The organism is Bacillus cereus group sp. N6 (assembly GCF_016483705.1).
In the GTDB taxonomy this organism is placed as follows: domain Bacteria; phylum Bacillota; class Bacilli; order Bacillales; family Bacillaceae_G; genus Bacillus_A; species Bacillus_A wiedmannii.
In genome coordinates this window covers 256,020-268,227 of sequence record NZ_JAEHBI010000001.1, presented here as the reverse complement: position 1 = coordinate 268,227, position 12,208 = coordinate 256,020, and the positions used below count along the sequence as shown (strand labels likewise).

The window sequence follows — 12,208 nt, the reverse complement described above, 5'->3', positions numbered from 1 at the left end:
ATAAGGTTAATATGGCGACATATTAACAAACTAGGGTGGCACCGCGATGATAAATCTCGTCCCTAAGACAAAAAGTCTTGGGGGTGGGATTTTTTTATTGTTTAAATACAATTTGGAAAGCGGGGGCCTAAAATGAAAAACTTACTTAAAGATTGGAAATATCCTTTATTACTACTGTCTGGAGTTGGAATTGCGAATTTAGGAGCGTGGATTTACTTAATAGCACTGAATGTACTTGTCTATAATATGGGAGGATCAGCCTTAGCTGTTGCTACTTTATATGTAATTAAACCATTAGCCGCTTTATTTACAAACGCATGGTCAGGAAGTATGATTGATCGTTTAAATAAACGGAAGTTAATGATTCACCTCGATATATATCGTGCAGTATTTATCGCTATTTTACCTTTACTTCCATCACTTTGGATTGTTTATGTATTCGTATTCTTTATCAGTATGGCCAGTGCAATTTATGACCCAACTGCTATGACATATATGACGAAATTAATACCAGTAGAGAAAAGACAACGTTTCAACTCATTACGTAGTTTAATAGGATCTGGTGCTTCTTTAATTGGTCCAGCGATAGCGGGAGTATTGTTAATAGCAAGTACACCGGAGTTTGCTATATATATAAATGCTATAGCATTTCTCTTATCAGCAGTAATTACATTGCTGTTACCTAATCTTGATAAAAAATCCGATATTACTACGTCAAATGATAAGTTATCTTTAGCTGTACTAAAAAAAGATTGGAACATCGTTTTAAATTTCAGTAAAAAATCTTTATATATCGTTTTTGTGTATTTCTTATTTCAAGGGATGATGGTTTTAGTTGCCGCAACTGATTCACTTGAATTGTCATTTGCGAAAGAAGTTTTATTGTTAACAGATAGTGAATATGGCTTTTTAGTTAGTATTGCTGGAGCCGGGTTTATTTTAGGAGCTATAACAAATACAATTTTATCCAAAAAAATAGCGCCTTCATTTTTAATTGGAATAGGATCATTATTCATAGCAATTGGTTATTTAATTTATGCTTTTTCAAATGAATTTTTAATAGCTGCTATTGGATTCTTTATTTTATCTTTCTCTATGGCGTATGCAAACACAGGATTTTATACCTTTTATCAAAATAATGTCCCTGTCCATATCATGGGACGGATTGGGAGTATATATGGGCTTGTGATTGCGGGCATCACCATTTTAATTACGATTTTGTTCGGAGTTGCAACTCAATTTATTTCTATACAACTTGTGGTTATTGTAGGCTCATTGGTAATGCTGCTTATAACTATCATATTGTGTGTATTTACTTTATTGCCCTCACATTCTAAAGTGCATTCCTCTGAGTCAATCAATTCAAAATAGTAATCTGGGTTTTGATTTACGGTATTCAATAGGAGGGTTTACCCTCCTATATATGGAAATATAAGAAGGGTGAACAATATTGATAAACGAGGGTGGTTTTTGTAATGAAAACAAAAGACCAAATAGACAGCATTGTAAAAGAAATGCATCAGCATATAGATTTCTCTGGTGTAATTTTAGTAAAAGAAGAAAAAGGCTTAGTCTATGAAGAGGCGTTTGGTTACGCGAATCGCAATGAATGTATAAATAATACGCTACAAACAAGGTTCGGAATTGCCTCCGGTTGTAAAATATTCACTGCTATCGGTATCTGTCAACTTGTTGAGAAGGGGATAATTACTTTTCAAACAAAGTTAAAAGATTGTTTACATATAAACTTTCCAAACTTCAATGAAGATATTACAATACATCACCTTTTGACGCATAGTTCGGGTATTCCAGATTATTTTGATGAAAGTATTATGGATAACTTCGAAGATCTTTGGGAACAAACTCCTATGTATCTATTAAAAAATTTAAAAGACTTCTTACCATTATTCCAAAATAGAAATATGATGTTTGCACCTGGAAGTAAGTTTCATTACAATAATGCCGGTTTTATCATACTTGGATTAATAATCGAAGAACAGACAGGACTTAAATTTACGGAGTATATAGAAAAAAACATATTCAATCCAATTGGTATGAATGATTCTGGCTATTTTTCTTTAGATAGATTACCAAGACACACAGCTCTAGGATATATAAAAGACGAAATTAACCAAAATTGGAGAACAAACGCCTACTCTATACCAATAAAAGGTGGTTCTGATGGTGGTGCTTTTATTACTGCGCCAGACATGCTGAAGTTCTGGGAAGCGTTATTTAACTATGAAATCATAAGCCGAGAATATACAAACATGCTTTTAACTCCTCATATTCAAGTAAATAATAATCAGTCTTACGGCTATGGAATATGGATTGAAACAAGAGAAAACAAGATATTCAAATATCATGTAATGGGATATGATCCAGGAGTCAGTTTTCGCTCAGCCGTATATCCAGGCTTAGGAATTACATTAGTTATTCCATCAAATAAAGGAGCAGGACCCGAAAAATTAATGACAGAAATAGAAGGAGCTTTTTAATTATATGGATATAGAAATTAGAGCGTATAGAAAAGAGGATGAAACTGGTTGGGTACGTTGTCGTGTGTTATCTTTTTTAGATACAGCATATTACGATAATGTATTTAGAGAGAAAGAAAAACATGAAAATCCTGCTATTGAATTAGTAGCAGTATATGAAAATCAAATTGTGGGTTTAATAGATATCGAATATGAATTAGAAGAACGTGCAGTTTGTTCAAGAGGAACTGGTCTTGGCGGCATGATTTGGCATATTGCAGTTCATCCGGATTTTCGTAGAATGAAGATTGCTAATCAACTATTAAATGGGGCAGAAAAGTTAGCGAAAGAACTTAACCTAAATCGATTGGAAGCGTGGACTAGGGACAATTTATGGGTACACGAATGGTATGAAAAGAACGAATTTGTAATCGTAGATTCATATTTACACGTATATTCCGATCATACAGACGAGATAAAAGGTGTAATGAAAAGTAATATAGATCAGTTATATCCAGTTCAAACATTTGCTCATTATACAGGTGAAAATAAAGAAGAGATAAGAAAACAATTTAAACGAGTTCACGATTGTTTTTGTTTTGAAAAGTATTTTAACTAACTAAAAAACTTTTATTTTATAAAATAAAGGTACTAAAGACGTACGAGTAAAAAGTATGTCTTTTTATTTTTAAAAATAATGCTTCAGACTGATGAGGAATCACGTTCCATATTTTACAATTTAAAGTGGCAATCGCATTTTAAGTATGGAGTAAAAAGAGGTGAATATAATTTTATAGGTAAACAAGTATAAAGGAGGATACTAAATGGATATTTTACTTGTTATTCTTATTATCGTGTTAATGCAAAGTAAGGAACGTAAAGTGAAAGTTAATCGCATTTGGCTCGTTCCGACTTTGTTGTGCTTTGTAACAATTCAGTCCATTATTCATATGGGACAATTAACTATATTACAATTATTATTATTCGTTTCCATGCTCGGAATTGGATTGATTCTTGGGGTTATTAGAGGAAAAGCGTTAACATTTCGAATAGATAGTGAAACGGGTCATGTATTACGAAAAGGAAATTGGTTAAGCACAATAATTCTTCTTATTATTTTAGGGGCGAAAATTGTAATTAAGCAAAGTATGTTTTCTGGCAGTACGCATTACACATTAATGGTTGTAACGAATGCCTTTTTATGCGTCACATTAGGTACAGTAATAAGTAGACGATATTATATTTGGAAAAAATATAATAAGTTAATACAAAAAGTATAAATACATGTATCCCTTGTTTAACAATGCTGTGAACGGTAATACTGAATAACATTGAACTTTTACAACAAGGGATGATAATATGATATTCATTTACACAGATTTCGGCGGAACACATTCAACTGCACTCGCTGCAGCGTATCATTTAAATAAATTACCAACTGATCGTAAGTTAACGAAAGAAGAAATTTTGAATGTAGATTACTTTAATAAATTGAAAACTGAAGATATGGGGAAAATCATTTTTCATGGAGTAGACGAATATGGGAATCCCGTATATACAATTGGGTGCGGGGCATCCAAAGTCGTCGTACCTGCGATGAAGCATTTAGGAGAGATTTTGCAAAAACATTATCACAGCCATGAAAAAATTATTTTTTCTAATACATCACCAACAGTACCTTTACCTATGACTTTCGGTGGACTATTTTCTAGAAGGTTCCACATCGATTTTATTGGAGTACCATTACTCGTATGGGGAGCAAAACTTAGCTGTGATAACATACAAAGACTTGTTAGTTACACGAAAGAAGCTGGCCGATTGACGAATGATTATGTTGTAATTTTAGATAATGAAACTTTTAAATAATGCACGATAAGAAGAAAATTGGGCAAATACTTCGGTTTTCTTCTTTTTTTCGTGAAAATGACAAAAAATATTCACATTTAATATGCATCTACTATAGCAAAAACAATAAAGTCCTGTTACTATTACAGGGATATTCTCTTTTCGTAACATAAATATATAGAAAAGTCAGAAAAGAGGAATTGAATTAAGGGAGGAACAACATGAAGCGTGTTGCTTGGATTACTGATAGTACAACTGCGAGTTTTACAACAGAAGGAGATAACTTTGTTATCCCAATTGAAGTTATTATTGATAGTGTGTCGTACAAAGATTGTGAAGAAGGTGTGCGTGAGCGCGTCTATAATGCGTTAAACGAAGGTAAAACTGTCACTACATCACAGCCTAACATAGGGGAAATGGTAGAGTTATTTTCGAAATGCAAAGAAGAATATGAAGAGGGATTTGCAGTTGCTATTAGCGGAAAAGTAAGTGGAACCTATCAAAACATGAAGTTAGCTGCAGACATGGCAGGTTTCCCATTAACGGTATTAGATAGTGAAACAACAAGTTATCCGATGGATGAACTAATTAGAAAAGCGAAATCGTTATACAATGATGGTATGACGTTACAAGATATACACAAAACATTAGTAGATGAAAAAAGAAGACCTTTCCACGTATTCCCGAAAAGTTTAAAAGGCCTTTACGCAAGTGGACGTGTTAAAGGCGTTCAATTTTTACTTGGAAGTTTATTAAGTGTCAACTTAATATTAGAAGTAAAAGGTGGAGAGCTTTTACTTGAAAAGAAAGTTCGCAAAATCCAAAAATGTCGAGAATACATTAAAAATGAGCTTGAAAAAGAATTACCAAAAGTACTACACATGTTCCATGCTAACGATAAAGATGGAGCTGAAGAATGGATTTCAGATATTAGACAAGCATTCCCTGAAATGGATTTCAAATTATATCCATTACCAATTTCATTTGCAGTTCATGCAGGTGAAGGTACAATAGCAATTAGTTATTAAGAGGAAAACCCGTGAATGATTCGCGGGTTTTTATTTAATTAAATTGAAAATGGAGGCATATTACGTCGCCATTAAGCAAGAAGTCTCATTTTATCGTTTTTAGGAGCAATAATCCCTCAACTTGATTTGAAATTAAAAATATAAACCTTTGCCTACTGGCTGAACAGTTTCTAGTACAGTATCGACCATTGTTTCATTGATTAGGGTTCTTATAATCCAAGCTGAGAGATCTTGAGCAGCGAAACAACCTGCAGCAGTCGAGATATTTCCTTCGTTTACGAAACTTTGTTCAATAACATCTACATCGAATTCTTTAAGCTGTTCTACTACGGATGGATATGTAGTCGCTTTTTTACCTGTTAGCAATTTTTTAGCTCCTAGTAGTAATGAACCAGAACACATAGATCCTATTAATTGTCTTTGAGGATCTACATGAATGCTATTAATATATTCTTGGTTTTTATATAAATCTTGTACACCCTTACCGCTTGCAAATATTACTGCGTCAGCAGTAGGAATATCAGATATGCTTCCTGTCATGGGAATACGTAAACCAGACATGGATATATGAGTTTTTTCCGTTCCTAATAGTTGAACCTTCCAACCAGAAACACCGCCAACTAAACGTACACGATTTAATAAATCCCATGGTAAAAAAACATCTATATCAGTAAAGTTATCGAAACAGACTATTGCAATTTTCATTTTCTAATCCCTCATTCCTTATGTATATCCCCTTATTTAGAATATAAACTTCTCCTTTTTATGTTCTATATTAACTTATAAACTCCTGTATATTCCATGCATTTGAAAGAGGTGTTAGCAATTTTTTAACTCACCCAAACATATAAATCAATTAAATCTTCTGCTTAGTTTCTACCGATTCGTTCTACAAAACCAACATTTTTAGCAATAACTTCGTAAGGTATTTGGAAATGAGAATCTTTAACTTTCTCGAGCAAGTTGGTGTAATTCATCACATACAGAAATAGAAATAAAAGTGTCATCAGAATAGTAGTCCTGCTCCACTGGTTAAATAAAGGAGAGGTGATGATATCCGTTTACATGTATATTTTATTAAATAAAAAATTATATACTTACAAAATATGTTGCATTGAAATATCCTATACATACCTTAAATTTTGTTGTATAGAGAGATAAAAGGATTTTTAAAGATAAAAATAGAAACCTATATAAAAATATATACAAATGGTAGTGATACTATGAAAATAGGTAAATTTGGAGAATTAAATAACATAAGTATTGATACAATTAGACATTATATGGACCTGGGTCTCATTATTCCTGAAAAAAAGGGAGGGCATTATTTTTTTGATAAGTATTGTCAAACAGATTTAAAACTTATATTACATTACAAAGAGCTAGGGTTTAGCTTGAATGAAATTAAAGAACTATTTTTTTATAAAAATTTAGCGAAATCTATGAATTACAAAAAAGATACTTTTTACCAATCTTTATTTAAATTGAAATATGACCAGATGGAACAGGAAATAGAACTTTTGGAGAAGAGACGGGATAAATTAAAGGAAGTGTTACATGATTTATTATTAACAAATGAAACTTCGAATTCAATTATAGGGATAGATTTAAGCGTACTTCATTTGCTTACATGTTCTAAGTGTAGTAAAAAACTAATTCTTCAAGATGGAATTATTAATAACAATCAAATTACTGAGGGGAGGTTACTTTGTAATTGTGGTGAAGAATACATTATTACTTCAGGAATTATAACTGCTGGTAAATCATTTAAATTAAATGAGCAAACGTCACTTGAAGATACTATTTCGGATTATATTCATGAAACTGATAATGCGTATTTGGAAAATATGCATAGGGAAGGGGAATGGGCGAAAAAGAAACTAATACATTTAAATTTAAATAACAAATTAATACTGGATTTAGGATCGGGACTTGGATTCTTTTTGAGAAACATTTATGAAGAACTGCCCGAAGATTGCCTATACATTGCAGTGGATCGAGATTTAAATAAACTTTTATTTTTAAAAGATGTATTAGCGAGAAGAAATCCGAAAAGAAACATTCTCTTTATCTGTGCTGATTTTTTGAATATCCCTATTCAGAATCAGTCAGTTGATATTGTAATTGATCATTCTGGTACGAGCAATTATAGTTTTGAGCATGAGGATTTTTTACTTCGCGAATTAAATCCACTCTTTAAAACGGATTGTTATTTAGTAAGTTTATTTATTTTATTTAAAAATTTCAGCTCAAATAGCCAAATTACAAATAACTTTCGAGAAAATTTTACACTTTCAAAAGTAACGAAAGAAATCCAAAATCTACACTTTCAATCCATCGATGAAAGTACTTCAAATTATTTGAAACGAGGAGGAAAGTACGAGAATTTCTTTGTTCAAGGAGAAGAAATTTATACATATTCATTTTTCGGAAAAAGATAAGGGCAACTCCGTCAAAAAAAAGTCCGGTTTTATAACTGGACTTTTTTTGATGATTTATATTTATACTCTTTGCGATTAAAAGACAAAGAGGATGTTAATCTACATGTTTAGCACTCACATGACACTCTCTTATCGGTGTATGTCTAGTAAGAGAAAAGATAGCCAAAACTAAAGACAATAGAACTAGAGATCCACCAACCCAGGCCATGTAGGCAACATTCTCTACTTGTTTTAAAGCTATACCTCCAACTGCGGAACCGAGTGAGATTCCTATTTGTAGAGCTGAATTATTAAAACTTTGTTGTATATCTGACGTATCTGGGGCGGTTTGGATTAAATAACTTTGTTGAGGTGGTGCAAGTCCCCAACTTAATGCAGCCCAAACTATCATAACAGGAATAAATAGACCAATAGAAACTGTCGTGAACGGTAATATAAATAAGATTAGAGCAAATAAAGTAATAACTATCACAATACTTTTTGGAGCCCCTATTTTATCTGATAATATACCGCCGAACGCTCCGCCACTTACTGCAGCTATACCAAATACTAAATAAAATATGCTTATCCAATAAGGGCTTAGGTGAAACTTTTCTTCTAAGAAAGGAGTAAAATAAGCATATAAAGTATAGTGTCCTGCTAACATAAACATGGTAGCTAGATGAGCAGCACCTAGTTTTGGACTACACACGGCCTTTAATTGGATAGATAAAGGAGTTCGGTTTTCCTCACCAGGTATTTTCTCTAAAAATACTGAAATTAAGATAATAGATCCCAATGATAAAATAGCTATACAAAGAAAAATAACTCTCCAGCCAAATGTGTTTGAAATTAATATGCCTAGTGGTACTCCTAAAACAAGTGAAGAGCTAATACCCATATAAATTAATCCTAATGCTTTTGCTCGGTAAGAGGGATTTACAATCTTTGCTGCAATTGTAAGGGAAAGTACGACAACTAATGCTGTACTCATAGCAGTTAAAATTCTTGCTATCATCATAAAAGTAAAGTTTGGACTAAAATAAGTAAGTATATTACCAATTAGAAACATATAAAGTGAAATAATATACAATTTTTTTCTTTCCACTTTACTTGTAAAAATTAATAATACAGGACCTGCTATTGCATAAGTAAAGGCGAAAATTGTAATTAATTGACCAGCGGAACTTAATGAAACATTAAAATCTTTAGCGATGTCTGGCAATATTCCTCCAACAATAAGCTCTACAAGCCCTACTGCTATTGTTGCTAAAGCTAATATAAATACTTTGAAATTCATTTTTTGTATTCCCTTCTCGTCATTATTTACCTTAAAACAAAAAAACTCCTGACCACAAACGCTAAAAGACGCGTTTTGTAGTCAGGAGTTATTGGTTCCTGGTAGAGACCCCCAAGCCATATTCTTGGAGTTATACATGATTCTCATATGTAATTAGTCAATGTAATAGAAGATACCATATTACTTTTTACATTTCAATAAAAAAATTTCGTATTTGTACATGTGTACCTATATGAAAAAGATAAAATGGGCTTTCTGAAACTCTAATAATTTTACCTTTCGATGGAAGCGCGTCTAAATGATTCAACTATTGCTAACTATTGATTTTGTCATCATATGTTAATTAGAGATGAAGGATATTTGTTAATATTTATCCAATATTGAACAATATAAGTAAAACCATTCATATCATAATAAAAAATTTATAAAAACAAAGGTGAGATTATTGAATATTTCAGTTCTTGGTTGTGGACGTTGGGGTACATTTATAGCTTGGTATGCTAACAAGGTTGGTCATAATGTAATGTTGTGGGGGAGAGAAAATTCAAGAAATTACATTGAATTAGATGAAACTAGAAAGAATGATTATCTTAAGCTCTCAGAAGATATCGAGCTAAGTAATTCACTACATAAAACCATTGTATTCGCGGAGATTATTATTATATCGATTAGTGCACAGGAATTACGTTCATTTGCTAATCGACTAAACTTAATTGATGAAATACAAGGGAAAACCTTTATTTTATGTATGAAAGGGCTTGAAGCAACGAGTGGAAAAAGGCTCTCTCAAGTATTTAGCGAAATTGTTGGGAAAAATACCAATATGGCGGTTTGGATAGGGCCTGGACATGTACAGGATTTTGTAAATGACATTCCGAATTGTATGGTGATTGGATCTGAAAATATTAGTATCACTAAGAAGATTGTACAGGAGTTTAATAGTGATTTAATAAGGTTTTACTACGGGCAAGATTTGATTGGCAATGAAATAGGAGCTGCCACAAAAAATGTTATGGGAATCGCCGCAGGAATGTTGGATGGATTGAATTACAGCAGTTTGAAAGGTTCGCTAATGGCCAGAGGGACTAGGGAACTTTCACGATTGGTTACAGCAATGGGAGGAAATGATTTAACAATATATGGATTGAGTCATTTAGGAGATTATGAAGCAACATTGTTTTCATTACATAGTCATAATCGAAAATTCGGGGAAGCGTTTGTCTTAGGTCAAAATTTTGATAAATTGGCAGAAGGAGTTTCAACCGTAAAAGCATTGAAAGAACTATCTAAACAATATGATGTGGAACTTCCAATTAGTAACGCTTTATATGAGATTTTATTTGAAAGTAAAGATGCAAAAGATACATTAGAAGAACTTTTTTTAAGACCTGTTAAATTTGAATTCTGATGGTAAGATGTTTTATTAAAAATATATTTTCAATAGATGAGTGCTAATATTAAACAAACGAAATTGAGTTACTTTCACTAATGAAGATTATATAAATAACAAACGTAAGTATTAAACGGCTATATAAAGTAAAAAAGCGACATCCTTTCTGTAGAATTAATTATAGAAAAGGGTGGCGTTTTTTATATGTATATTTTTGTATCTAATCAATTACAACTATTTGCTTGAACAATTCTAAGCTATTTATCTTCAAATCATTGACGGTACATGAGATTAGTTTAATGGGCATGGGGTTAACCCCATCTTTTTTTATTTCTTTGTATTAATTTTTAAACACAATGTATTGATATTGGGTTAACCCAAGAACTTACACTTAATGTAATACAAAGAAAAGTGGGGGGAATTGTTATGGGAAGCTTACGATTACATATAGAAAATAAAAAAAGAAACCAAGAACTAAGAAATATTTGTTTATATTCAATCGCAAAAACAGTATCAATATTCGGTACCTCTATGTATAGTTTCGCATTAGGATTATATGTTTTACAAATAACTGGATCTGCGTTAAATTTCGCGATTACGCTCATATTAGGAACGATTCCAATGATTGTTATGAATCCATTTGCTGGTGTAATTGTTGATAAAGTTAATAAAAAGAAACTAGTTGTTTGTATGGATCTACTAAGTGGCTGCTTATTAATAGCTGTTTATATAGTAAGTAGCTATTATGGATTAAACTTATTCATTATTTATACTACAACCTTTCTTATGACGGTATTTACAACCTTTTTTGGAATAGGATTAGAAGCTGCAAAACCAAATATCGTCTCTAAAGAGAGGCTTATGAGTATTAATTCTATAAGTAAAATTATCGATTCTGTATCTTTAATTCTTGGCCCTATGTTAGGTGGCATCGTTTTTTCAGTATTTGATATTAAAACTTTTATAATTATAAACGGTATTTCATTTATTCTTTCAGGGATAGCATTACTATTTATTCACTTTAAACTGTTCGAGTGTAATATAAATGAGGAAAATGCAAAAAGAAGAGTTAATTTTATTAAAGATATAAAAGAGGGGTTTTCTTACTTACTTGAAAAAGAAAGCTTAAAGAATACGTTTCATATTTTAATTTCGTTTAATTTCTTCTTAGGCTTTGCTGTAACTGTTCCATTGCCATACATTATTAACACAGTACTCAATCTGACCTCTGAGGAATTTGGTATCATTCAAGGGACTTTTCCAGTAGGGATGATAATTGGTGCAATTGTAGTAAAAAAGATAACTGATCGTTTTACTTACTCTTATCTTTTGAAAAAGCTAAGTTCTATGTTGTCAGTTATTATGATTATTTTAGGAATTCCAGTTTTATTCAAAAGTTTTGAAGTGAATGATTTAGTATTCGTTATTACCTATTGTGTTGTTATGATCTTTTTAGGGTTTATTATAGCGCTAATTGATATTCCTTTAATTTATTTCATGCAAAAAGAGATTCCTAATGAATATAGGGGAAGAGTGCTTAGTATTGGATTAAGCTTAGGAAAAATGATGCAGCCAATAGCACTCGCAATATCAGGTCTATTATTAAATTATATTCCAGCCTACATCATTCCAATTGCAGGTGGAATCTTATATTTAATAGTAATTAAAGTTTCATCAAATCGTTTCACGTTAGAAGTTCATTCGAAAGATTATAGTGCTTCGTAGAATCTTAGGTTATTTATAGAATG

At 31.8% G+C, this 12,208-nt stretch carries 11 protein-coding genes, 1 riboswitch and 1 other annotated feature (1 of these 13 running past the window's edge); of the genes, 9 read left to right on the top strand and 2 right to left on the bottom strand.

Features of this window, described 5'->3' with window-relative positions:
* Positions 1-67: a binding site (T-box leader), on the top strand; it begins 192 nt to the left of the window's first position.
* 65 nt (positions 68-132) lie between these two features.
* The 6 genes from JDS99_RS01450 to JDS99_RS01425 all read left to right on the top strand — a co-directional run bounded on the left by JDS99_RS01450 (position 133) and on the right by JDS99_RS01425 (position 5,350).
* On the top strand, positions 133-1,371 hold the full coding sequence (locus JDS99_RS01450) for an MFS transporter (protein ID WP_199694304.1): 1,239 nt from the start codon (positions 133-135) through the stop codon (positions 1,369-1,371).
* A gap of 104 nt (positions 1,372-1,475) precedes the next feature.
* Positions 1,476-2,498, top strand: coding sequence for a serine hydrolase domain-containing protein (locus JDS99_RS01445; protein ID WP_097908434.1), 1,023 nt, complete (start codon positions 1,476-1,478; stop codon positions 2,496-2,498).
* A gap of 4 nt (positions 2,499-2,502) precedes the next feature.
* Positions 2,503-3,096, top strand: a complete 594-nt coding sequence (locus JDS99_RS01440) for a GNAT family N-acetyltransferase (RefSeq protein ID WP_199694303.1) — start codon at positions 2,503-2,505, stop codon at positions 3,094-3,096.
* Between the two features lie 205 nt (positions 3,097-3,301).
* Positions 3,302-3,757, top strand: coding sequence for a CcdC protein domain-containing protein (locus JDS99_RS01435; RefSeq protein WP_199694302.1), 456 nt, complete (start codon positions 3,302-3,304; stop codon positions 3,755-3,757).
* A gap of 79 nt (positions 3,758-3,836) precedes the next feature.
* Positions 3,837-4,343 carry a DUF3189 family protein gene (locus JDS99_RS01430; RefSeq protein ID WP_199694301.1) on the top strand — a complete coding sequence of 169 codons (507 nt, stop codon included), beginning with the start codon at positions 3,837-3,839 and terminating at the stop codon, positions 4,341-4,343.
* Between the two features lie 200 nt (positions 4,344-4,543).
* Positions 4,544-5,350, top strand: coding sequence for a DegV family protein (locus JDS99_RS01425; RefSeq protein WP_199694300.1), 807 nt, complete (start codon positions 4,544-4,546; stop codon positions 5,348-5,350).
* A gap of 132 nt (positions 5,351-5,482) precedes the next feature.
* Here JDS99_RS01425 and JDS99_RS01420 read toward each other — a convergent pair whose 3' ends face one another.
* The gene (locus tag JDS99_RS01420) at positions 5,483-6,055 is read right to left on the bottom strand and encodes a DJ-1/PfpI family protein (RefSeq protein ID WP_199694299.1); all 573 of its coding nucleotides are present in this window, start codon (positions 6,053-6,055) and stop codon (positions 5,483-5,485) included.
* Between the two features lie 518 nt (positions 6,056-6,573).
* Between JDS99_RS01420 and JDS99_RS01415 the strand changes: the two genes are divergently transcribed.
* Positions 6,574-7,791, top strand: coding sequence for a methyltransferase domain-containing protein (locus JDS99_RS01415; protein WP_199694298.1), 1,218 nt, complete (start codon positions 6,574-6,576; stop codon positions 7,789-7,791).
* A 94-nt stretch (positions 7,792-7,885) separates the two neighbouring features.
* On the opposite strand, the gene JDS99_RS01410 is transcribed toward JDS99_RS01415, so the two are convergent.
* A complete protein-coding gene (locus JDS99_RS01410) occupies positions 7,886-9,070 on the bottom strand; it encodes an MFS transporter (RefSeq protein WP_088063928.1) in 1,185 nt (394 codons plus the stop codon).
* Positions 9,071-9,128: 58 nt separating this feature from the next.
* A riboswitch (purine riboswitch) is annotated at positions 9,129-9,228 on the bottom strand.
* 278 nt (positions 9,229-9,506) lie between these two features.
* Here JDS99_RS01410 and JDS99_RS01405 point away from each other — a divergent pair.
* Positions 9,507-10,478 carry an NAD(P)H-dependent glycerol-3-phosphate dehydrogenase gene (locus JDS99_RS01405; RefSeq protein ID WP_256943720.1) on the top strand — a complete coding sequence of 324 codons (972 nt, stop codon included), beginning with the start codon at positions 9,507-9,509 and terminating at the stop codon, positions 10,476-10,478.
* A gap of 408 nt (positions 10,479-10,886) precedes the next feature.
* The gene (locus JDS99_RS01400; protein ID WP_097906956.1) at positions 10,887-12,185 is read left to right on the top strand and encodes an MFS transporter; all 1,299 of its coding nucleotides are present in this window, start codon (positions 10,887-10,889) and stop codon (positions 12,183-12,185) included.
* Positions 12,186-12,208 lie beyond the last annotated feature (23 nt).

What these genes read in the sequence shown, in the direction of transcription:
- JDS99_RS01435 (WP_199694302.1), top strand. Translation starts at nt 3,302, where the DNA reads ATGGATATTTTACTTGTTATTCTTATTATCGTGTTAATGCAAAGTAAG.
- JDS99_RS01400 (WP_097906956.1), top strand. Translation starts at nt 10,887, where the DNA reads ATGGGAAGCTTACGATTACATATAGAAAATAAAAAAAGAAACCAAGAA.
- JDS99_RS01420 (WP_199694299.1), bottom strand. Translation starts at nt 6,055, where the DNA reads ATGAAAATTGCAATAGTCTGTTTCGATAACTTTACTGATATAGATGTT.
- JDS99_RS01450 (WP_199694304.1), top strand. Translation starts at nt 133, where the DNA reads ATGAAAAACTTACTTAAAGATTGGAAATATCCTTTATTACTACTGTCT.
- JDS99_RS01440 (WP_199694303.1), top strand. Translation starts at nt 2,503, where the DNA reads ATGGATATAGAAATTAGAGCGTATAGAAAAGAGGATGAAACTGGTTGG.
- JDS99_RS01415 (WP_199694298.1), top strand. Translation starts at nt 6,574, where the DNA reads ATGAAAATAGGTAAATTTGGAGAATTAAATAACATAAGTATTGATACA.
- JDS99_RS01430 (WP_199694301.1), top strand. Translation starts at nt 3,837, where the DNA reads ATGATATTCATTTACACAGATTTCGGCGGAACACATTCAACTGCACTC.
- JDS99_RS01425 (WP_199694300.1), top strand. Translation starts at nt 4,544, where the DNA reads ATGAAGCGTGTTGCTTGGATTACTGATAGTACAACTGCGAGTTTTACA.
- JDS99_RS01445 (WP_097908434.1), top strand. Translation starts at nt 1,476, where the DNA reads ATGAAAACAAAAGACCAAATAGACAGCATTGTAAAAGAAATGCATCAG.
- JDS99_RS01410 (WP_088063928.1), bottom strand. Translation starts at nt 9,070, where the DNA reads ATGAATTTCAAAGTATTTATATTAGCTTTAGCAACAATAGCAGTAGGG.